Raw genomic sequence first — 21640 nt, forward strand, 5'->3', positions numbered from 1 at the left:
ATCATCTCATTTCACACCGTGGCTGGCCCGCGAAGAAAACCTTCTCACACTTGGCGAAACGCTTGGGCTTGAGCTCGAACTAGAGGCGCAAGAGAGAGCCGTAGGGCCGTTTCGCGCCGACATACTATGTAAGGACATCAGCACCAACGCTTGGGTGCTGATTGAGAACCAGCTTGAGCGCACCGACCATTCTCATCTTGGGCAATTGTTGACTTATGCCTCTGGCCTAGAGGCCGTGACTATCGTTTGGATTGCCGCCCGATTCACCGAAGAGCACCGCTCTACACTCGATTGGCTGAACCGCATCACCGACGAAACCTTCCGATTCTTTGGGGTGGAGGTAGAGCTTTGGAGGATCGGCGAATCGCCGGCCGCTCCCCGCTTCAACATCGTGTCCAAGCCCAACAACTGGAACAAACTCGTCACGCAGGCCGCACGAGCGATCGACGAGGTCGAGCTTACCGGCACCAAGGCGCTTCAACTGGCATATTGGAGTGCATTGGGCAGCGTCCTGATGGCGAAGGGTGGTCCACTGGCGAGAGAGCGTAAGCCGCAACCGCAATCTTGGATGTCCTATTCGATCGGACGCAGCGGTTTTGGGGTCAATGCTGCGATGGTGCGACCGAAACGACAGGTGCGTGCCGAGCTTTATATCTCCAATGCCGACGCCAAAGCATTTTTCCATCTGCTCCATGAACAGAAATCGGAGATCGAGTCGGAACTCGGCTATGCTCTTGATTGGGACGAACTGCCCGAGGGGAGGGACACGCGGATATCGACGCCGCTCAACGAGATCGATCCGGAGGATCGAGCGGATTGGCCTCGCCAACACGATTGGCTAGCCGCGCGACTGAACGAGTTTTACCGTGTATTCGTGAACCGGGTTAAGGGACTCGATGCGAGCGCTTGGCACCCCGAAGACGCGCCTGAAGCTCAAGGGCCTGTCGTTTAGGCCGCTCGATAGCGAGTATTGTAGGGCCAATTCCTCGCATTCGCATCCATAAAGCCGTCAGTCCGCGTCCCACCCATTGCAGACCATCTTGAACGGACCGACCGAGCGCGATAGCGGCGGCTTTGCTAGTCGGCGCGAAGCATCGGGTGCGCTGAATCAACGCGCGGATGTCATGTGGAGGATGCCCCTCACACCCGCGTCCCGCCGACCGTCATCTGGTTCATCCGAAAATGCGGTTGGCCGACGCCGAAGGATACGGCATGGACGCCGTTGCCGACCTCCAGAAATGATGGAATAACCGCCAAACATGTCATCGACCGGAGGTAGAATGAAAGGCAAACGGCTCGCATTGTACACGTTCGGAGTTTTCCGAGCGCCTGCCAACGATGCCGTGAATCAGGGCTTCCATGATCGCAACACCGCAATTTTATTGTTGCCGAATCGAGCGAAGGGTTCATCGCTCGATCAGGCTATGATGATGAACCTGGTCCCGATAGCTGGGGCGAGCAGGTCTTCCCGCGTTTTTACGTTGAACGTGGGGATGGTTGGTCGCCGTCGACATTGTCCTTGTGGAAGGACTTGGCGTCACCGATGGCATTCTCTTACGCTGGAATACATGCGGAAGCGTTGAGGCACGGGAGAGAGTGGTTTCTCAAACCTGCTTGGCCGCCATATGCCCTTTGGTGGGTGGAGTGGGACCATACGCCTACTTGGACGGAGGCGGTGAAGAGGCACGAATTTCTGTACGACCACAATGCCAGCCCCTTTGCCTTCGATTTCAAGACGGCTTTCGATGAAGAAGACCGGCCGACCACGATCGACCGCGATGCCGTCAAACGAAACATCCGCTTGAACGAGGAGCGGCAGCGCGGGTGAATCAGCTCATCATTTGAAGGCTTCTAAACCCGCGTCCCGCCGACCGTCATCTGGTTCATCCGCAGATGCGGCTGGCCGACGCCGACGGGCACGCCTTGGCCGGCCTTGCCGCACATGCCTATGCCGGTATCAAGCTTCATGTCGTTGCCGATCATGGTGACGCGGTGCATGGCGTCGGGGCCGTTGCCGATCAGCATCGCGCCCTTGATCGGCTGGGTCACCTTGCCGTCCTCGATCATGTAGGCCTCGGTGCAGCCGAACACGAACTTGCCCGAGGTGATGTCGACCTGGCCGCCGCCGAAGGAGACGGCATAGATGCCGTTCTTCACCGAGGCGATGATCTCGGCCGGCTCCATGTCGCCTGCGGTCATGTAGGTGTTGGTCATGCGCGGCATGGGCTGGTGCGCGTAGGATTCGCGCCGCCCGTTGCCGGTGGCGCCCATGCCCATCAGCCGGGCGTTCTGGCGGTCTTGCATGTAGCCGACAAGTTTTCCGTCATCGATGAGCACGGTGCGGTTGGTCGGCGTGCCTTCGTCGTCGACCGACAGCGATCCGCGCCGTTCCGCGATCGTGCCGTCGTCGACGATGGTGACGCCTTTGGCCGCTACCTGTTGGCCCATGAGGCCTGCGAAGGCCGAGGTCTTCTTGCGGTTGAAGTCGCCCTCCAGCCCGTGGCCGACAGCTTCGTGCAGCATGACGCCCGGCCAGCCGCTCGAAAGCACGATGTCGAAAGTGCCGGCGGGAGCGGGGATCGCCTCCAGATTGACCAGCGCCTGCCTGAGCGCCTCGCCGGCGGCGTGCTTCCAGCTGTCCTCGACGAGGAATTCGCCGAAACCCTTGCGTCCGCCCATGCCGTATGTGCCGGTTTCCTGGCGGTCGCCTTCGCCGACCATGACCGAGACGTTCACCCGCACCAGCGGCCGGATGTCGCGAACCAGTTGGCCGTCGGCGCGCAGGATCTCGACATGCTGCCAGGAAGAAGCCAGCGAGGCGGTGACCTGCCGGACGCGGGAATCGCTGGCGCGCAGCCACGCGTCGATCTCCTGGAGCAGCTTCGCCTTCGCCTCGAAGCCGGGCGAGGCGATCGGGTTTTCGTCGCTGTAGAGGTGGCGGTTGGTGCGCGGCGGGGCGGCGGCAAGAACACCCGAATAGCCGCTCTTCACCGTGGACACAGCGTCGGAGGCCCGGAGCAGCGCTGCTTCCGAAAGTTCGCTCGAATGCGCGTAGCCGCTGGCCTCGCCGGCCACCGCGCGCAGTCCAAAACCCTGGTCGGTGCTGAAATTCGCGGTCTTGAGCCGGCCATTGTCGAACATCAGCGCCTCGCTCTCGCTGTATTCGAGAAAGAGCTCGCCGTCGTCGGCGCCTTCGATCGTGTCGGTCACGATGCGGCGCAGTCTGTCTTCCGAAACGTCGAATTGGCCGAGGAGGCTGTTCATGGCGCACCCACTATTATGACGGGAAATCAGCCCACGATGTAGGCGCGGCGGGCCGGTTCGGCAATGCGCGGCCGGACTCTCACTTCGGCAGGGCGGCGAAACCTTCGTCGAAACCGTTGAGGTCGACGGGAATGCCGATGCCTTCCTCCGGCGTCTGGAATACGATGAACGTCGCCGAGGTGCCGCCCTTCAGCGTGTCCAGCAGCGGCTTTTCGAGAATGACTTCGGCGTAGCAGCCGTCCTGGAAGCAGCGCACGAAATAGGCGCGGCCGATATCCTTGCCGTCGACATTGAGCCCTAGGCCGTTTGGCAAGAGCACGCCGAGCGGGGCCAGAACGCGCAGTATCTCGGCCTTGTTGTCTGCGGTGCGCAGCACCACGACCGACAGGCCCATCTCCGGGCGGTCCTCGGCAATCACGTTCTGCATCATCACGCATTGCTCGGCCGTTGCGCCGGCGGGCGTGTCGCAGATGATCGACCAGGCGCCATGCGTGGAGCGGACGGCGCCGCTCTGCTGCGCGCCGGCCGGCAGGGCTGCGGACGACAAAGAGGCGACAAGGACGACTTTCGCCAGGGTTCCCGAAAGCCGAGATTTCATGGTGGCTCCATTGCGAATCACGGCGCTATTCGCCGCAACGGTGTCAACTATAGGACAAGAAAGAGGCTGAACCAGCCGGAGGAGTTGAGTTTCTTCGCTTCTCGCGGCCGAATCCGCCCGAATTGCGGCCTTGCCGGTTGCGCTGCTAGCGGCTTCGAGACCCAAGCGAACATGGCGCGGCCGGTTGCGCCAAACGCGGCTATGCGCGCGCAAAAATGCCGCATGACTTCTTCTGCTCCTTTCTTGCGGTTGGATACAGAGTATGGTTTGAACCTGCGACGCCGAGCGACGGGGATTCCCGTCGCGCGGACGGCAATTCTTGGCGCGCCGAGCGCATGGAATCGGGAGACGATGAAGGCGATGAAGAAATTTTTGGCAAGCGCCGGCGCCGCGGCGGTTTCCTTTGTCAGCTCGGCGGCATTTGCGGCGCAGCCCGAACCCTGGCAGACGCGCTTCCAGCCCGCCGTGACGGATATAATGCGTCAGACCACATGGTTCGAGCAGTACACGCTGTGGTTCATCGTGCCGATCACGCTGCTCGTCCTGGTGCTGCTCGCCTATTGCATCTGGAAATTCCGCGAAAGCGCCAATCCGGTCCCATCGCGCACCAGCCACAACACGCTGATCGAGGTGATCTGGACGATCGGTCCCGTCATCGTCCTGCTCTTCATCGCCGTGCCGTCGTTCCAGCTCCTGACCGCCCAGTACACGCCGCCGGAAGAGCCGGCGCTGACGCTGAAGGCGACGGGCAACCAGTGGAACTGGGACTACGAATACCAGATCGAGGAGCCGCTTTCGTTCAACTCGGCGATGCTGCCCGATACCCCGGAGGACCGTAAGGCCGCCGGCAAGGAAGATCGCGCGGCCTATCCGCGGCTCCTGGCGGTCGACAATGAAGTGGTGGTGCCGGTCAACACGACGGTTCGCGTGCTGGTGACGGCGAGCGACGTGATGCACGCCTTCGCCATGCCGGCCTTCGGCATCAAGACAGACGCCGTGCCCGGCCGCATCAACGAGGTCTGGTTCAAGGCCGAGAAGGAAGGCCTCTACTACGGCCAGTGCTCGGAACTCTGCGGCAAGGATCACGCCTTCATGCCGATCGCCATCCGGGTGGTGACGGACGAGCAGTACAACACCTGGCTGACGGCCGCCAAGGCGGACCTCGCCGGCGCCAACCGGGCGCTGATGGCGGCGATCGACGGCGCCAACAAGGTTGCGTCCGCCGGCAATTGAGGCCGCGGACGATCAGGATTTGGGAATGGAGCGGAACATGGCAGGCGCGGCAGCTCACGAACACCACGACCACAAGCCACGCGGCTGGGTTCGCTGGGTTTATTCCACCAACCACAAGGACATCGGCACGCTCTACCTGATCTTCGCGATCATTGCCGGCATCATCGGCGGCGCGCTGTCGGTGGTCATGCGCTGGGAACTGGCCGAGCCGGGCATCCAGGTTTTCCATGGCCTGGCCGAAATGGTCTACGGCTTCGAGGGTGACGCGGCCCTCGACGGCGGCAAGCACATGTACAATGTGTTCACCACCGGCCATGCGCTGATCATGATCTTCTTCATGGTCATGCCGGCGCTGATCGGCGGCTTCGCCAACTGGATGGTGCCGATCATGATCGGCGCGCCGGACATGGCGTTCCCGCGCATGAACAACATCTCGTTCTGGCTGCTGCCGCCGGCCTTCACCCTTCTGCTGCTGTCGATGTTCGTGCCAGGCCCGACCGGCGGCTTCGGCGTCGGCGGCGGCTGGACGATCTATCCGCCATTGTCGACATCCGGCCAGCCGGGGCCGGCCATGGACCTGGCGATCCTGGCGCTGCACATCGCCGGCGCATCCTCGATCCTCGGCGCGATCAACTTCATCACCACGATCTTCAACATGCGCGCGCCGGGCATGACGCTGCACAAGATGCCGCTGTTTGCCTGGTCGGTGCTGATCACCGCCTTCCTGCTGTTGTTGTCGTTGCCGGTGCTGGCGGGCGCCATCACCATGTTGCTCACCGACCGCAATTTCGGCACGGCATTCTTCGCGCCCGAAGGCGGCGGCGACCCGATCCTGTTCCAGCATCTGTTCTGGTTCTTCGGCCACCCGGAAGTCTACATCCTGATCCTGCCGGGCTTCGGCATCGTCAGCCACATCGTCTCGACCTTCTCGCGCAAGCCGATCTTCGGTTATCTCGGCATGGCCTACGCCATGGTGGCGATCGGCGCGGTCGGCTTCGTGGTCTGGGCGCACCACATGTACACGACCGGCCTGTCGCTCGACACGCAGCGCTACTTCGTGTTCGCGACCATGGTCATCGCGGTGCCGACGGGCGTGAAGATCTTCTCCTGGATCGCCACCATGTGGGGCGGGTCGATCTCCATGCGCACCCCCATGCTGTGGGCGATCGGCTTCATCTTCCTGTTCACGGTCGGCGGCGTCACGGGCGTGCAGCTCGCCAATGCCGGCCTCGACCGCTCCATGCACGACACCTACTACGTGGTCGCGCACTTCCACTACGTGCTGTCGCTGGGCGCGGTGTTCGCGATCTTCGCGGGCTGGTACTACTGGTTCCCGAAGATGACCGGCTACATGTATTCGCCGTTCATCGCGCGCTCGCACTTCTGGATCACCTTCATCGGCGTGAACCTGGTGTTCTTCCCGCAGCATTTCCTCGGCCTCGCCGGCATGCCGCGCCGCTACATCGACTACCCGGACGCGTTTGCCGGCTGGAACCTGGTGTCGTCCTACGGCTCCTATCTCTCCTTCATCGGCGTGTTCGTGTTCCTCTATGGCGTCTTCGAGGCCTTCTCCAAGAAGCGCGTCGCCGGCGCAAATCCGTGGGGCGAGGGCGCAACGACGCTGGAATGGCAGCTTTCTTCTCCGCCGCCGTTCCACCAGTGGGAACAGCTGCCGCGGATCAAGTAGGCGGCTTATACCGGAACCGCCGGCTCCTCGCCGGCGGTTTGCGGCAAACCGAATGAATGGACTTGAGTGCCAATGGCGCTGGTTGAAAACAACAGGCTGGACGACGCCGGCTTCCGGATTTCGGAAGCGACGGCCGCCGACTATGTCGCGCTGTTGAAGCCGCGTGTCATGTCGCTTGTCGTCTTCACCGCCTTTGTCGGCCTGGTCGCGGCGCCGGTTACGCTCAATCCGCTGCTGGCTGTCATTGCGATCCTCGCCATCGCCATCGGCGCCGGCGCCTCGGGCGCGCTCAACATGTGGTACGACGCCGACATCGACGCCGTGATGACGCGCACCGCCAACCGGCCGGTGCCTTCGGGGCGCGTGCGGCCGGGCGAGGCGCTGGCCTTCGGGCTCGTCCTTTCCGTGCTTTCGGTGCTCACCCTCGGCGTGCTGGTCAACTGGCTGTCGGCGTCGCTTCTGGCCTTCACCATCTTCTTCTACGTGGTCGTCTATACGATGTGGCTGAAGCGCTCGACGCCGCAGAACATCGTCATCGGCGGGGCCGCCGGCGCGTTTCCGCCTATGATCGGCTGGGCCGCCGCCACCGGATCGGTCGGCCTCGAAAGCGTCATCCTGTTCCTCATCACCTTCCTGTGGACGCCGCCGCATTTCTGGGCGCTGGCGCTGTTCAAATGCGAGGATTACGCCCGGGCCGGCATCCCGATGATGCCGAACGTCGTGGGCGCGGCCTCGACGCGCCGCCAGATCTTCGCCTATACGCTGCTCGTAGCCCCCGTCGGCGTCCTGCCCTGGTTCTTCGGCTTCACCTCGGCCGGGTATGGCCTTGTCGCGGCCGCGCTCGGCGCCGGTTTTATCTGGTATGCGTGGAACGTGCTCGCCATGCGCGACGGCGACCGCGCCATGAAGCCCGCCAAGGCTATGTTCGCTTATTCGCTGCTCTATCTCTTCGGCATCTTCGCAGCCTACCTGGCCGACAGCGTGCTCGCGCGCGCCTTGGCCTTGCCGGGAGCCTGAGCCATGAAGGACGACGAATTGGTCACGATGACCGAAAAGCAGAAGCGCGCCCGGCGCAGCCGTTCGATCGCGATCGGCCTCGCGCTCGCCGTGCTGGTGGTGCTTTTCTATTTCGCCACCATCGCCAAGTTCGGCCCGGCCATTCTCGACCGGCCGCTGTGAGGATGGGCATGAGCGGCAAGCAGGAAACGGTCGATCGGGGAGCGCAGCGGTCCAACAAGGTCGTCGCCGGCGTTTGCCTCGCTTTCTTCGGCGGCATGATCGGCATGTCCTACGCCGCCGTGCCGCTTTACGCGATGTTCTGCCAGATGACCGGCTATGGCGGCACGACGCAGCGCGTCGAGCAGTACGCCTACCGGATTCTAGACCGCGAGATCACCGTGCGCTTCGACGCCAACACGTCCGGCGGCCTGCCATGGGACTTCAAGCCCGCGGCGCGCGACGTGACGATGAAGATCGGCGAGACGGCGCAGGTCCACTATACCGCCCGAAACTTGTTCGACCGGACGACCTTCGGCCGCGCCAGCTTCAACGTCACGCCCGAAATGGCCGGCGCCTACTTCAACAAGGTCGAGTGCTTCTGCTTCACCGACACGACGCTGAAGCCCGGCGAGACGCTGGACATGCCTGTGGTGTTCTACGTCGATCCCGACATTGTCGACGTGCCGGAACTCAGGAACGTCAAGACGATTACGCTTTCCTACACATTCTTCCCCATCGAAGGGGAAAAGCCGGTGGCCGCTGCGCCGCGGGTTCAGACCGAAACGACAAACGACAATACCGACGGAAAAGCCGGGGGCTGACATGGCAGACGCGCACGCTAAACCGCAACACGACTATCACATCATCGATCCGAGCCCGTGGCCGTTCCTCGGCTCGATCGGCGCGCTGATAATGGCCATCGGCGGCGTCGCCTGGATGCAGTATCTGAAGGGCGGCGATTTCCCGATCTTCGGCGTCAACATCGCCAATCCGTGGCTGTTCTTCATCGGCCTCGTCATCGTGCTCTACACGATGTTCGGCTGGTGGTCGGACACCATCAAGGAATCGAATGAGGGCCACCACACGCGGGTCGTCTCGCTGCACCTGCGCTACGGCATGATCATGTTCATCGCCTCGGAGGTGATGTTCTTCGTCGCCTGGTTCTGGGCCTTCTTCGACGCCAGCCTGTTTCCCAACGAGGCCGCGCAGGTCGCCCGCACCGAATACACCGGGGGCGTGTGGCCGCCGCAGGGCATCGAGGTGCTCGATCCCTTCCACCTGCCGCTCTACAACACCGTGATCCTGCTGCTTTCGGGAACGACGGTTACCTGGGCCCACCACGCGCTCCTGCACGATGACCGCAAGGGCCTGGTCAACGGTCTGGTCCTCACGGTGGCGCTCGGCATCCTGTTCTCGATGGTGCAGGCCTACGAGTACATGCATGCGCCGTTCTCCTTCTCGGATTCGATCTACGGCGCGACCTTCTTCATGGCGACCGGCTTCCACGGCTTCCACGTGCTGATCGGCACTATCTTCTTGGCTGTCTGCCTGCTCCGCGCGATGCGCGGCGACTTCACGCCGCAGCAGCATTTCGGATTCGAGGCGGCAGCCTGGTACTGGCATTTCGTCGACGTGGTCTGGCTGTTCCTGTTCGCCTCGATCTATGTCTGGGGCTCGATGGGAGGCACCATCGTCCACGGCCATTGAGTGCGTCGACAAGCTTGGTGGGGGCGGCCGCGGCGACGCGGCCGCCTTCTCTTTTTCGGCGCAGTGCGGGATGATCCGGCCATGCGTCAGCTCCGTCCAACCCCGATCGGGATAAGCCAATGAATGACGATAAGGCGATCTGGCCTCCCGTCGAGCCGATAGCGGCCGGTATCAAGGGCCGCTGCCCGCGCTGCGGTGAAGGCCGGCTGTTCTCCGGCTTCCTGACGGTTGCGCCGCGCTGCGGCAATTGCGGCCTCGACAATTCCTTCGCCGACGCCGGCGACGGGCCGGCCGTCTTCGTCATCCTGGTCATAGGCTTCATCGTCGTCGGGCTGGCGCTGTGGATGGAAGTGTCGGTCAACCCGCCGCTCTGGCTGCACTTCATGCTCTGGATTCCGCTGACGATCGTGCTCAGTCTCGCCGGACTTCGCATCGCCAAGGGTATTCTGATCACGCTGCAATACCGCAACAAGGCAGCCGAGGGCCGGCTGGAGGGCAGGGAGTGACGCAGCGGGTCGATTCACGCGGATCGGTAGCTCTGCTGCTGGCGGTTGCTGCCTTCGGCTTCGCCACGCTTGTGTCGCTCGGCATCTGGCAGGTGCAGCGGCTTCAGTGGAAAGAGGCGCTGATCGCCAATATCGACCAGCGCATCGCTTCCGAGCCGAAACCCCTCGATGAAATCGAACGGCTTGTCCGCGAGGGCGGCGATGTCGATTATTGGCCGGTGGAAATTAGGGGGCAGTTCGCCCATTCCGGGGAAAGTTTCTTCCTGGCCACCCATGGCGGCCGGTCCGGCTGGTATGTTTATACACCGCTGCAAATGGCCGATCGCCGCTTCGTCTTCGTCAATCGCGGCTTCGTTCCTTATGACGGCAAGGACGCTTCCACGCGAGCGGAGGGCCAGGTTCAAGGCGAGACGGCCGTGCAAGGCCTGGCGCGCAGCGCGCCGTCGCAAAAGCCGTCGTCGCTCGTGCCTGACAACGACCCCGCCGCCGGCGTATTCCACTGGAAGGATCTGGCGGCGATGGCGAAAAGCCCGAATCTCCCGGCCGACGCTGAGGTGCTCCCCTTCTTTGTCGATGCGAACGCCGCGCCCAATCCGGGAGGCCTGCCGGTCGGCGGCGTCACCATCGTCCGCCTGCCCAACAGCCACCTGCAATATGCGGTCACCTGGTTCGGCCTGGCGCTCGCGCTCGCCGGCGTCGTCGGAGCTTGGCTTTGGGGACGGCGAAAGGCGGGGTGACGGCAAGGCAGACATTTGCGCCGCGGCCAGCGGCATATTATCCATCACGCAAATGCCGATCTGGTGTGCTATGGAGACAACTTGCGCTTACAACTGGAAAATGGATAGTGCGGCTATGGCGACAACAGACATCCTGCGCAATGCAGACCTGTTTGGAGTTGGCTCCTACACGATACAGGAGGCCGCTCGCCTCCTCCGCACGCCTGCTATCAACATCTCTCGGTGGATGAAAGGCTACAGCTACCGTCGTGGAGGGCAAGTATATACAAGCCATCCGCTTTGGAAAACACAGTGGCACACTAACCGCGAAGATCAGTTCGAACTCGGATTTCGAGACCTTATAGAATTGCGTTTTGTAAAGGTATTCACAGAAGCAGGTGTTGGTCTGCTCGCAATTCGCAATTGCCTGGATTTCGCTCGTGAGCTGGTAAAAGACGATCATCCATTCTCTACGCGACGATTTCGCACTGATGGAAAAACCATCTTCTTTGAGAGTGTCAAGCAAGTCGCCGATAAGAAGGAAATGCTCGACCTTAAGCGGCGGCAGTATGTCTTTGGTCAAATAATTGAACGAACGTTCAAGGACCTCGACATCGAGACAGATGCCGTTGCTCGCTGGCGCCCTTTCAATGGTAAGAATTCGATCGTGGTTGATCCGAACCGTTCGTTTGGACAACCTATCGCTGCTGAGTCGGGAGTTCCTACGATCGTTCTCGCGCAAGCCGTTGAGGCCGAAGGAAGTCAGGAGCGGGTCGCAAAACTGTTCGAAGTCTCGTTGGCGGCTGTGAGGGACGCAGTGCGCTTCGAGAGCACGCTCGGGACCGTGTGAAGGTCCTGATCGACGAGAATCTTCCTCCTGCGCTGGCAAAGGCGCTGCACGTACTTTTCAGCGGAGATCATGAAGTGGTCCACCTGCGTGCCCGTTTCGGGCCGGGCGTCAGTGACCGCGAGTGGATCGAGGAGCTTAGCGCTGAAGGACGATGGATCGTTATCTCCGGCGATCGACGGATCACCCGCAATCGCGTCGAATACGCCGCATTTCGTAAGTCTCGGCTCGTTGGTTTCTTTTTGTCTAAGGGTCTATACAAAGCTCCGCTCGTCAAACAGATGGAGCGCATCTTGGCGCTGTGGAGCGCAATGGAAACCCAATCCGGACTTGTAGCCGGCGGCGCTATGTTCATGCTCCCAATGAAGAGCACTAAGCTTGAACAGCTTAAATAAGCGATCCGGTTTGGGGTTAAGGAATCGTAGGTGACGATGCGCCGCCCTTGACAGGGAAGGGGTGCAGACCTCATTTCGGCACCATCGCACGCACCGGAACGACATGCTGAAGACATCCGTCAAATCGCCGCTGACCATCAGGCTCTGCCAGCCGCGCGGATTTTGCGCCGGCGTCGACCGCGCCATACAGATCGTGGTCCTGGCGCTGAAGAAATATGGCGCGCCGGTCTATGTCCGGCATGAGATCGTGCACAATCGCTATGTCGTCGAGGGCCTGCAGAATCTGGGCGCGGTGTTCATCGAGGAACTGGACGAGATCCCGCCCGACCACAGGCATTGCCCGGTGGTGTTTTCTGCACATGGCGTGCCGAAATCGGTGCCGGCGGACGCGCAGGCGCGGCAGCTCTTTTATCTGGACGCCACCTGCCCGCTGGTCTCGAAAGTGCACAAGCAGGCCATGCGCCACCAGCGTCTCGGCCGCCACGTGCTCCTGATCGGCCATGCCGGCCACCCGGAAGTGATCGGCACGATGGGGCAGTTGCCAGAGGGTTCGGTGACGCTGATCGAGACCGACGCCGACGTGCAGAGTTTTGTTCCGCAGGACCCCACGGCCTTGGGCTTCGTCACACAGACCACGCTGTCGGTCGAGGACACTGCAGGCATTGTCAGGGCGCTGCAGGAGCGCTTTCCGCAGATGATGGCTCCGTCTGCAGAATCGATCTGCTACGCCACCACCAACCGCCAGGAGGCGGTGAAGGAAACCGCGCCCGGCGCCGATCTCTTCCTGATCGTCGGCGCGCCGAACTCCTCCAACTCCATGCGGCTTGTCGAGGTGGCAGAACGCGCCGGTGCGAAAATGTCGCTTCTCGTGCAGCGCGCCTCCGAAATTCCGTGGGAGGAGATCGGCGAAATATCGACGCTGGGCCTGTCGGCGGGAGCATCCGCGCCGGAGATCATCGTCGACGAGATCATCGACGCCTTCCGCGCCCGCTTCGACGTTTCGGTCGAACTGGCGGTGACGGCGACCGAAACGGAGAATTTTCCGGTCATGAGCGCCTTGCGTGACGTCGAACTGACCGCGGCCGACATGGCTTTCGTCAACGGGACCGCGTGATGGCGGTCTATACCGACGTTTCCGAAAGCGAGCTCGAAGCGTTCCTGGCAGAATATTCCGTGGGCCAGCTCCTGTCCTACAAGGGCATCGCCGAAGGTTCGGAAAACTCCAACTTCCTGCTCCACACGACCAGCGGCGCCTATATCCTGACGCTCTATGAAAAGCGCGTCGACAAATCGGACCTGCCGTTCTTCCTCGGGCTGATGGAGCATCTGGCGCGGAAGGGCATATCCTGCCCGCTGCCGGTGCACCGGCGCGACGGCAGCGTCACCGGCACGCTCGCCGGCCGCACCGCGGCGCTGATCACCTTCCTCGAAGGCATGTGGATGCGCCGCCCGATCGCCGCCCATTGCCGCGAGGTCGGCAAGGCGCTGGCGGCGCTGCATCTTGCCGGCGCGGACTTTCCGCTGACGCGCCCCAATGCGTTGCAGATCGACGGCTGGCGCAAATTGTGGGACGGCTCGCACGCCCGCGCCGACGAGGTCGAGCCGGGCCTCGCCGCGGAAGTCGATGCGGATTTCGCCGAACTTAGCGAGAAATGGCCGAAAGACCTGCCGGCCGGCATCATCCATGCCGACCTCTTTCCCGACAATGTGTTCTTCCTCGGCGAGAAACTGTCCGGGCTGATCGACTTCTATTTCGCCTGCAACGATTTTTATGCCTATGACGTGGCGACCTGCCTCAACGCCTGGTGCTTCGAGAAGGATTTTTCCTTCAACCTGACCAAGGGAACCGCGCTGCTTTCCGGTTATCAATCGGTGCGGCCGCTGACCCCGGCCGAAAAGGATGCGCTGCCGATCCTGGCGCGCGGTTCGGCGCTGCGCTTCATGCTGACCCGGCTCTACGACTGGCTCACCATCCCCGACGGCGCGCTGGTGCAAAAGCGCGACCCAATGGAATATATCCGCCGGCTGCGTTTTCACCGGCAGATCAAATCGCCTTCGGAATACGGACTGAGATGACAAAAAGCGTGGAAGTTTTCACCGATGGAGCCTGCTCCGGCAATCCCGGTCCGGGCGGCTGGGGCGCGATCCTGCGCTTCAATGGCGTCACCAAGGAACTGTCGGGCGGCGAGGCCAACGCGACCAACAACCGCATGGAGCTGATGGCCGCGATCTCGGCGCTGGGCGCGCTGAAGGAACCCTGCGCGGTCGACCTCTACACCGACAGCAACTACGTCAAGGACGGCATCTCGGGCTGGATCGACGGCTGGAAGCGCAATGGCTGGAGGACGGCAGCCAAGCAGCCGGTGAAGAACGCCGAGCTGTGGCAGGCGCTCGACGAGGCGCGCAAACGCCACAAAGTCACCTGGCACTGGGTGCGCGGCCATGCCGGCCACCCCGAAAACGAACGCGCCGACGAACTCGCCCGCATGGGCATGGCGCCGTTCAAGCCGAAGAAGAAAAATCCGCTCGCCGAGCCGGCTTCCGCGACGTCCCCGATCGCTCCTCGAAGAGTCGCCAAGCCGACCCGGCGATAGAGCGGGAAAGGCCGGTTTTCCGGTCCTTTTTAGCCGGAAACAGGCGTGGCTCGGCGCACGAAAGGATTTGTGAACAAATTCCGACCCTCAGCGGGGCAGAGCAGGAGCCAAACCGTTCCATTTATTGAACAATTTGGCTGTTGATTCCGGCTGTGGGTCGGATTCTATCCACATCCCTGGGTAACCTAAAGCTGCTCCAGAATTCTTGCCGCGCCGCTGTCCACGGCCTGTCCCGGCTTACCCTCAAGGTTGAGAGCCGTGACCTTGCCGTCTTCGACGATCATGGAGAAACGCTTCGAGCGGACGCCCAAGCCGCCTGCGCTCATATCGGCATCGAGGCCGGCCGCGCGCACGAAATCGCCATTGCCGTCAGCCAGAAAAAGCAGCTTGCTTTCGCCGCCGCTGAAGCGCGCCCATGCGCCCATCACGTAGTGATCGTTGACCGAGACGACCGCGATCGAGTCGACGCCGCGCGCCTGGATTGCGCCGTGGTTTTCAAGATAGCCGGGCAGGTGATCGTTGCTGCAGGTGGGTGTAAACGCGCCGGGAACGCCGAAAAGCACCACCTTCCTGCCGGCGAAGATCTCGTCGGTGGTGATGTTTTTCGCGCCGTCGGCGGTCATTGTCTTGAAGGTCGCCTGCGGCAGCTTTTCACCGATCGAGATGGTCATCGCTTTTCCCTGGTCATGAATGTGGAGGCCGGAGCAGTACCCGACTATCGCGCCGACGGCAACGTGCCGGCGATCACATGAAGGGTATGCGCCCGCCTACCGCGCCGGCGTCGGTGACAAGCGTGTAGTGCAGTCCGTCGCCTGCGGGCACGCTGTCGGGGCGGGCGAGTATCTCCAGCGAAAACAAGGTCTTTCCTTCCTTTTCCACCCGCTCCGGCGTGCCGAACGCATAGCCGTCGGCGCCAGCAAGGAAAAATTCCGCGGACGCCGGATCGCCTGGGAATTTGGCCTCGACAATGAGTTTCGAGCCTTCCTCGCGGGCGGAACTCACGCCGAATTCCGGCTTGGCTGGCGCGGGCAGGGCGGCCAATGCCGCCGCGACGGCCGCCGTATCCTCCGGATTGTCCGGATCGCTTGCCGGATCGAGCGTCAGCCTGGTCTGCGCCGGAATGCAGATGCTTTCGCAGACGCCGAGAAACACATCGGCCTCGATGAGTGCGGCTTCCGCAGGCGATTTCAGCGTGAAAATAATCGGCAGGGCGACGGGCTCGTCGTAGCCGGCCCATTTGAAGCCGCCGTCATCATGGCGCTCGGGCACGGGGAAGGCGAACTCGGCTGACGTGATGTTCTCGCTGGCCGAAATGTCGATCTGCGGCGGCACGCCGGCATCGCCTGGATCGCGCCAGTAGGTTTTCCAGCCGGGCAGGAGATCGACCTCCAGCATGCCCTTCAGTCGCCCGGCCTCATCGGGCTTTCCGGCCGTGACCAGGCGGATGCGCCCGCCCTGCGTCTCGAACCAGTCGGACGACGAGGCCAGTGCCGAGAGCGGATTTGCTCCCAACAGAAACGCAAGGAAGGCGAGGGCGATGTTTCGCATGCGGCCGATTTGAGCGCTTGAGCAGGCTTTGGCAACCGGCAACCTTGTAGCCGGGAGTCATTTTTTTGTGACAGAGCGGCCCAATCCGGCGGCATTTGGGCCCGGACCTATCTTTCAACCGGGCCGGAAACGCGATAGGTTTGCGGCATGGACCTACTGCGGCAGAAAAAAACCGCGGCAAAGCGCGGGTTTCTCGACGACCAGTTCCTGATTGCCATGCCGGGCATGAAGGACGACAGGTTCACACGCTCAGTGATCTATGTCTGCGCACACAGCGATGAAGGCGCCATGGGCCTGATCATCAATCAGGCGCAGCAGATGCTGTTTCCCGACCTGCTGGTGCAACTCGGAATTTTGGACGAGCAGGAGGCGATCCGCCTTCCGCCTCCGGCGCGCGATTTCGTCATCCGCAATGGCGGCCCTGTCGATCGCAGCCGCGGCTTCGTGCTGCATACGGGCGACTATAAGGTCGATTCCTCGCTTCCGGTCTCGGGCGACATATGCCTGACTGCGACGGTCGACATATTGCGCGCCATTTCGCTTGGACGTGGCCCGCGCCGCGCGCTGATGGCGCTCGGCTATTCCGGCTGGGGCGCGGGGCAGCTCGAGCGGGAGATCGCCGACAATGGCTGGCTGACCTGCCCGGCCATTCCCGAATTCCTGTTCGACAGCGACATGGACCGGAAATACGACCGCATCCTCGCGTCGATCGGCGTCGACCTCGCCCATCTCAGCGTGACCGCCGGTCACGCCTGAGCGAGAGGATACTGCTCCTTCAGCATTCTGAGCACGGCATCGGCCGGGATTGGCGCGCCGAACATGTAGCTCTGCACGTATTCGCAGCCCATCTGGCGCAGCTCCAGCGCGTCGTTCTCGTCGGCGACGCCTTCGGCCACAACCGACATGCCGAGCTCATGCCCCATGCTGATCATCGATCTGAGCAGGACGGCCCGCTTGGGCGAGGCGTCGTCGATAAAGCTTCTGTCGATCTTGATGGTGTCGAAAGGGAAGCGTGTCAAATAGGCCAGCGATGAATAGCCGGTGCCGAAATCGTCGAGCGACAGCCCGATGCCGAGCTTCTTCAGCTTCGACAGGACGTGCGCGCTCTGCTCCGGATTGTCCATGATCAGGGATTCGGTCAGTTCGAGCCGGAAGCAGCGGGCCTTCAGATTCGCCCGCGCGATCACCGAGCGCACGTCGCTGACCAGGTCACGGCGGATGAGCTGCCGGCTGGAGAGATTGACCGACACGGAGAGCGGCGCGTCACCGATCTGCTTCTGCCATCCGGCCAGGTCGTCGGCGGCTCGCTGCATGGCAAACAGGCCAAGCTGCACGATCAGTCCGCAGCTTTCCGCGACGGGAATGAAGTCGGAAGGCGGGATCGAACCGCGGCGCGGATGCTCCCAGCGCAAAAGCGCCTCGAAGCCAGCCACCGACCGGTCCTCCAGGCGCACGATCGGCTGGTAGGCAAGGGTGAATTCGCGGCGCTCGACAGCCCGGTGCAGGTCGGACTCGAGCTGCAGGCGATCAGTGCCGACAGAGCGGAAGGCAGGGCGGAACGGCTCGATCCGGTCGCCGCCGAAGCGCTTGGCCTGATGCATCGCAAGCTCGGCGTCCTTGACCATGTCCTCGGCCGAGGCTTGCGCCGACGTCCAGGTGATGAGGCCGATAGACGCGGTGAGCACGATTTCGCGCTTGGCGAAGTTGATCGGGGTGCGGATCGCCTGCTTGATGCTGTCGGCGACGGCTGCGATGCGGGCAGGATCCTGCTCCGACAGGAGCATCAGTGCGAACTGGTCTCCGGCGAAGCGCGACAGCGAATCCATGGGCTTCAGGAGCCGATGCAACCGGCGCGCGATGGTCAGCAGGATGGTGTCGCCGGCCGAAATGCCCAAGCCTTCATTGACCTGTTTGAAACGGTCGATGTCGATCACGAATACGGTCGGGCGGACTTTCTCTTCCGTCTTGGCGATCGAGATGACCGCCTCAAGCCGGTTCATGAAAAGCTCGCGATTGGGCAGGCCGGTCAGATTGTCATGCACCGCATCGTGCAGCAAGCGCTCTTCGGATTTCTTCTGCTCGGTCACGTCGACCAGCGTGCCGACGCAGCGGATGACCTCTCCGTCCGACCCGACGACCGGCCGGGCGCGCAAGGCGAACCAGTGGTAGTGGCCGTCGGCGCCGCGCAGCCGGAAATTCTGCGCCACCCGTCCGCGCCGGTGCTCCAGCACGACGTCGAGCGTGGTGCGGAAACTGTCGCGGTCGTCGGCATGCAGGACCGGCAGCCAGTTGCGGGCGGGGCCGCCGAGGCTGTTCGGGGTCAGGCCGAGCTGGATGCTGACATCGGGCCGCGTCACCACGCGGTCGCGCAGCACGTCCCAGTCCCAGACGATGTCGCCGGAGCCTGAGACGGCGAGCGCCTGCCGCTCCAGGTCGCTGAACAGACCCTGGTGCAGCGCCCCGCCGGCAAAGGCGTGCTGGATGACGGTGAAGCCGATGAGCAGGATGATCAGGATAAGCCCGCCGCCCAGCGCCGGCTGGACGATATCGTTGTCGAGCATGCCGGTAACGGTCATCCAGGAGGCGGTGAGCCAGGTCAGCACCATGACCCAGCTCGGCACCAGCATGATGGCGCGGTCGTAGCCCTGAATGCCGAGAAAGACGATGAGGCCGAGCCCGGTGAGCGCGATGGCTGCGAAGGACAGCCGCGCAATGCCCGCCGCCACGGCGGGGTCGATGACGGCCACGCCAGCCATCAGGAACAGACCAAAGATCCAGACGAATGCGCCGTAGCTGAAATGGCCATGCCAGCGGTTGAGATTGAGATAGGCGAACAGGAACACCACGAAAGTCGCCGCGAGGCCGATTTCGGCCCCGGCGCGCCAGATCTGCTCGTTGCCTGGCGAGACTTCGATGACCTTGTTGAGGAAGCCGAAATCGACGCTGATATAGGCCAGCACCGCCCATGACAGCGCCGCCGTCGCCGGAAACATGGAGGTGCCCTTAACCACGAAAAGGATGGTCAGGAACAGCGCCAGGAGCCCGGCAATGCCGATAACGATGCCGCGGAACAACGTATAGGAATTGACCGTGTCCTTGTAGGATTCGGGCTCCCACAGATAGACCTGCGGCAGCTTGGGCGAGGCGAGCTCGGCGATGAACGTCACCACCGCGCCGGGATCGAGCGTGATCTGGAACACGTCGGCGTCGGGGCTCGCCTGCCGGTCGAGCGCGAAGCCCTCGCTGGGAGTTATAGCGGCAATACGGCTCGAGCCGAGATCGGGCCAGAACACGCCCGAATCGACCAGCCGGAAATGCGGCGCGACGATCAGTCGGTCGAGCTGCTGGTCGGTGGTATTGGCGAGCGCGAACACCGCCCAGTCACCGGTAGAGCGTTCGTCATTGGCCTCGACCTCGATGCGCCGCACGATGCCGTCTGGGCCGGGCGCTGTCGAAACCTGAAAATTCTCGCCCTGATTCCGGTAGATCTCGACCGCGCCGGACAGATCGAGCGCGATGTCGTCGCGCGCGATCTTGATAGGCTCGATCGCCGAGGCGGGAGAGAGGGCGAACAGCACCGCCAATGCCGCAACGGCAAAGACCAGCAACGCGCCGCTCCTGAAGAAATTCGCCAACAATCAGCCCTTTGTTCGTTCGCCGAGCTGATCGTCCGCGATCAGGGCGTAGAGGTAGTGGTCCTGCCAGATGCCGTTGATCCTGAGATAGGATCGCAAAAGTCCTTCACGCTGGAATCCGGCTTTTTCAAGCACGCGTATCGAGCGCTTGTTGTCGGGGATACAGGCCGCCTCGATCCGGTGCAACCTCATCGTATCGAAGGCGAAGCGAGAAACCAGCCTGAGCGCTTCGAGCATGTAGCCCTGGCCGGCGAACTGCTCGCCGATCCAGTAGCCGATCTGGCCGGATTGCGCGACGCCATGGCGGATATTGGCGAGCGTGATGCCGCCGACGAGCTTGCCGCCGCCGGTCTCGAAGATGAAGAAGGCGGCGGCCGATCCTTGCGCGAAATCCGCCCGGTAACGCCCGAGCCGCTGCCGCCACGCCCCGCGCTCGAGTTCGTCGGCCGGCCAGCGCGGTTCCCAAGGCTCAAGGAAGCGCCGGCTTGCGGCGCGCAAGGCGGCCCACTCGCGGTAATCGGCCGCGACCGGCATTCGGAGCATGACGCGCTCGCCTTTCAGCGCCGGATATTCGCGGCGGAAAAAGGGAAGCGAAAACATTGCTTGCGCGGAAAGTCAGACCGCGAGTTTGCGGATACCGGGATCGCTTCCGGTAAGCGCCTCGCGGATCGCCTCATAGGGCGCCAGCGTACCGACCGGCCCGACCGCGGTGACGGTCGGCTTGGTCGAAAACAGCCGCGACGACAGATCCCTCAGCCGCTCGACCGTAAGCGCCGAAAGCCGTTCCATGAGCTCGTCCTTGCCGATCGGCCGGCCGAACAGCAGCATCTGGCGGGCGATTTGCGAGGCGCGGCTGGCGGGACTCTCGGCTGACATGATCAGGCCGGCGCGGTATTGCGCGCGGGCCCTGTCGAGTTCCTCCTGCAGGATCTCGTCGCCGGATTTCTGCAGTTCCGAAATGATCACGGGAACCAGCTCGGCTATGTCGCTCTGGCCGGTGGCGGCATGAACGCCGAAAATGCCGGTGTCGGAAAATCCCCAGTGGAAAGCATAGACCGAATAGCAGAGGCCGCGTTTCTCACGCACCTCCTGGAACAGCCGCGAAGACATGCCGCCGCCGAGGATCATCGACAGCACCTGCGAGGCGTAGAAGTCGCGCACATGATAGGCGCGGCCTTCGAAGCCGAGCACGATCTGCGCGTCCATGAGGTCGCGCTGCTCGCGAAAATCTCCGCCGACATATTGCGCATATTGCGGCAGCACGCTGTCGGACTTCGACCGGAAGGTTCCGAGCCGCTTCTCGACTTCCCGGACAAACACGTCGTGCTTGATGTCGCCGGCCGCCACGACGACCATGTCGTCGGCGCCGTACTGCCGCTCCATGAAGGCGTGAAGCTGGGCGGAGGTGAAGGATTTGACGGTTTCCGGAGTGCCGAGGATGGAACGGCCGATGGTCTGGTGGCGGTAGGCCGTCTCGGTGAAGCGGTCGAAGACCACGTCGTCCGGCGTATCGTGGGCGGCGCCGATTTCCTGCAGGATCACATGCTGCTCGCGCTCGAGTTCGTCCGGATCGAATTCGGAATCCTGGAGGATGTCGGAGAGGAGATCGATGGCGAGCGGCGCGTCGTCGGCGAGCACGCGAGCGTAGAAGGATGTCGTCTCAACGCTGGTGGCGGCGTTGATTTCGCCGCCAACGTCCTCGATTTGCGAAGCGATCTCGAAGGCGCTTCTCGTGCTGGTCCCCTTGAACGCCATGTGTTCGAGGAGGTGAGCCATTCCATGTTCGTCATCGCGTTCGTTGCGGGCCCCGGATTTGACCCACACGCCCAATGCGACGGATTCGATGCTTGGAAGGGTTTCGGTGGCGACTGTCAGGCCGTTCGACAGACGGCTTACCTCAACACCCATATA

23 protein-coding genes are annotated in these 21640 nt (G+C 62.7%); 16 read left to right on the forward strand and 7 right to left on the reverse strand.

Annotated elements, in window-relative coordinates; translation table 11 throughout:
- Together G6N73_RS13835 and G6N73_RS13840 are read left to right on the forward strand one after the other, a co-directional pair.
- On the forward strand, nt 1–952 hold a 952-nt coding region (locus G6N73_RS13835; protein WP_206078845.1), incomplete at its 5' end, for a DUF4268 domain-containing protein.
- Between the two features lie 456 nt (nt 953–1408).
- Entirely contained in the window at nt 1409–1828 is a 420-nt protein-coding gene (locus G6N73_RS13840) for a DUF3291 domain-containing protein (protein WP_343044624.1), read from the forward strand.
- A gap of 23 nt (nt 1829–1851) precedes the next feature.
- Here the strand turns inward: G6N73_RS13840 and tldD are convergent, their stop codons facing one another.
- Together tldD and G6N73_RS13850 are read right to left on the reverse strand one after the other, a co-directional pair.
- A complete protein-coding gene (tldD, locus tag G6N73_RS13845; protein ID WP_165028468.1) occupies nt 1852–3264 on the reverse strand; it encodes a metalloprotease TldD in 1413 nt (470 codons plus the stop codon).
- Nucleotides 3265–3343: 79 nt separating this feature from the next.
- The gene (locus G6N73_RS13850) at nt 3344–3862 is read right to left on the reverse strand and encodes an invasion associated locus B family protein (protein ID WP_165028470.1); all 519 of its coding nucleotides are present in this window, start codon (nt 3860–3862) and stop codon (nt 3344–3346) included.
- Between the two features lie 360 nt (nt 3863–4222).
- Between G6N73_RS13850 and coxB the strand changes: the two genes are divergently transcribed.
- The 13 genes from coxB to rnhA all read left to right on the forward strand — a co-directional run bounded on the left by coxB (nt 4223) and on the right by rnhA (nt 14546).
- Nucleotides 4223–5095: a cytochrome c oxidase subunit II gene (gene coxB, locus G6N73_RS13855; protein ID WP_425484083.1), complete on the forward strand. Its 873-nt coding sequence runs from the start codon at nt 4223–4225 to the stop codon at nt 5093–5095.
- A gap of 37 nt (nt 5096–5132) precedes the next feature.
- Nucleotides 5133–6782, forward strand: a complete 1650-nt coding sequence (gene ctaD, locus G6N73_RS13860) for a cytochrome c oxidase subunit I (RefSeq protein ID WP_165028472.1) — start codon at nt 5133–5135, stop codon at nt 6780–6782.
- 72 nt (nt 6783–6854) lie between these two features.
- Nucleotides 6855–7799 carry a heme o synthase gene (locus G6N73_RS13865; protein ID WP_165028475.1) on the forward strand — a complete coding sequence of 315 codons (945 nt, stop codon included), beginning with the start codon at nt 6855–6857 and terminating at the stop codon, nt 7797–7799.
- A gap of 3 nt (nt 7800–7802) precedes the next feature.
- Nucleotides 7803–7961 carry a hypothetical protein gene (locus G6N73_RS13870; RefSeq protein ID WP_165028477.1) on the forward strand — a complete coding sequence of 53 codons (159 nt, stop codon included), beginning with the start codon at nt 7803–7805 and terminating at the stop codon, nt 7959–7961.
- 8 nt (nt 7962–7969) lie between these two features.
- Complete coding sequence (locus G6N73_RS13875) at nt 7970–8602, forward strand: cytochrome c oxidase assembly protein (protein WP_165028479.1); 633 nt, start codon at nt 7970–7972, stop codon at nt 8600–8602.
- A 1-nt stretch (nt 8603) separates the two neighbouring features.
- Entirely contained in the window at nt 8604–9488 is an 885-nt protein-coding gene (locus tag G6N73_RS13880; RefSeq protein WP_165028481.1) for a cytochrome c oxidase subunit 3, read from the forward strand.
- Nucleotides 9489–9607: 119 nt separating this feature from the next.
- Nucleotides 9608–9994: a DUF983 domain-containing protein gene (locus tag G6N73_RS13885; RefSeq protein WP_165028483.1), complete on the forward strand. Its 387-nt coding sequence runs from the start codon at nt 9608–9610 to the stop codon at nt 9992–9994.
- Entirely contained in the window at nt 9991–10731 is a 741-nt protein-coding gene (locus G6N73_RS13890) for an SURF1 family protein (protein WP_165028485.1), read from the forward strand. Before G6N73_RS13885 ends, G6N73_RS13890 begins: the two co-directional genes overlap by 4 nt.
- 115 nt (nt 10732–10846) lie before the next feature.
- On the forward strand, nt 10847–11560 hold the full coding sequence (locus G6N73_RS13895) for a DUF433 domain-containing protein (protein ID WP_165028487.1): 714 nt from the start codon (nt 10847–10849) through the stop codon (nt 11558–11560).
- Nucleotides 11557–11952 carry a DUF5615 family PIN-like protein gene (locus G6N73_RS13900; protein WP_165028488.1) on the forward strand — a complete coding sequence of 132 codons (396 nt, stop codon included), beginning with the start codon at nt 11557–11559 and terminating at the stop codon, nt 11950–11952. The genes G6N73_RS13895 and G6N73_RS13900 overlap by 4 nt, the downstream gene beginning before the upstream one ends.
- Before the next feature lie 103 nt (nt 11953–12055).
- Nucleotides 12056–13066, forward strand: coding sequence for a 4-hydroxy-3-methylbut-2-enyl diphosphate reductase (ispH, locus tag G6N73_RS13905; protein WP_165028490.1), 1011 nt, complete (start codon nt 12056–12058; stop codon nt 13064–13066).
- Nucleotides 13066–14028, forward strand: a complete 963-nt coding sequence (locus G6N73_RS13910) for a homoserine kinase (protein ID WP_165028492.1) — start codon at nt 13066–13068, stop codon at nt 14026–14028. Before ispH ends, G6N73_RS13910 begins: the two co-directional genes overlap by 1 nt.
- Complete coding sequence (gene rnhA, locus G6N73_RS13915; RefSeq protein WP_165028494.1) at nt 14025–14546, forward strand: ribonuclease HI; 522 nt, start codon at nt 14025–14027, stop codon at nt 14544–14546. The genes G6N73_RS13910 and rnhA overlap by 4 nt, the downstream gene beginning before the upstream one ends.
- Nucleotides 14547–14731: 185 nt before the next feature.
- Here the strand turns inward: rnhA and G6N73_RS13920 are convergent, their stop codons facing one another.
- Both G6N73_RS13920 and G6N73_RS13925 read right to left on the reverse strand, forming a co-directional pair.
- Entirely contained in the window at nt 14732–15217 is a 486-nt protein-coding gene (locus G6N73_RS13920; RefSeq protein WP_165028496.1) for a peroxiredoxin, read from the reverse strand.
- A 73-nt stretch (nt 15218–15290) separates the two neighbouring features.
- Complete coding sequence (locus G6N73_RS13925) at nt 15291–16094, reverse strand: protein-disulfide reductase DsbD domain-containing protein (protein ID WP_165028498.1); 804 nt, start codon at nt 16092–16094, stop codon at nt 15291–15293.
- A 147-nt stretch (nt 16095–16241) separates the two neighbouring features.
- Here G6N73_RS13925 and G6N73_RS13930 point away from each other — a divergent pair, with 147 nt between their 5' ends.
- Nucleotides 16242–16850, forward strand: coding sequence for a YqgE/AlgH family protein (locus tag G6N73_RS13930; protein WP_008839361.1), 609 nt, complete (start codon nt 16242–16244; stop codon nt 16848–16850).
- On the opposite strand, the gene G6N73_RS13935 is transcribed toward G6N73_RS13930, so the two are convergent.
- The 3 genes from G6N73_RS13935 to G6N73_RS13945 are packed head-to-tail and all read right to left on the reverse strand — an operon-like array spanning nt 16841 to nt 21637.
- On the reverse strand, nt 16841–19729 hold the full coding sequence (locus tag G6N73_RS13935) for an EAL domain-containing protein (protein WP_165028500.1): 2889 nt from the start codon (nt 19727–19729) through the stop codon (nt 16841–16843). The two genes, G6N73_RS13930 and G6N73_RS13935, sit on opposite strands and share 10 nt — an antisense overlap.
- A gap of 3 nt (nt 19730–19732) precedes the next feature.
- The gene (locus G6N73_RS13940; protein WP_165028502.1) at nt 19733–20329 is read right to left on the reverse strand and encodes a GNAT family N-acetyltransferase; all 597 of its coding nucleotides are present in this window, start codon (nt 20327–20329) and stop codon (nt 19733–19735) included.
- 15 nt (nt 20330–20344) lie between these two features.
- Nucleotides 20345–21637, reverse strand: a complete 1293-nt coding sequence (locus G6N73_RS13945) for a M16 family metallopeptidase (RefSeq protein WP_165028504.1) — start codon at nt 21635–21637, stop codon at nt 20345–20347.
- Nucleotides 21638–21640 lie beyond the last annotated feature (3 nt).

This window comes from Allomesorhizobium camelthorni (assembly GCF_011045125.1).
GTDB classification, from domain to species: Bacteria; Pseudomonadota; Alphaproteobacteria; order Rhizobiales; family Rhizobiaceae; genus Allomesorhizobium; species Allomesorhizobium camelthorni.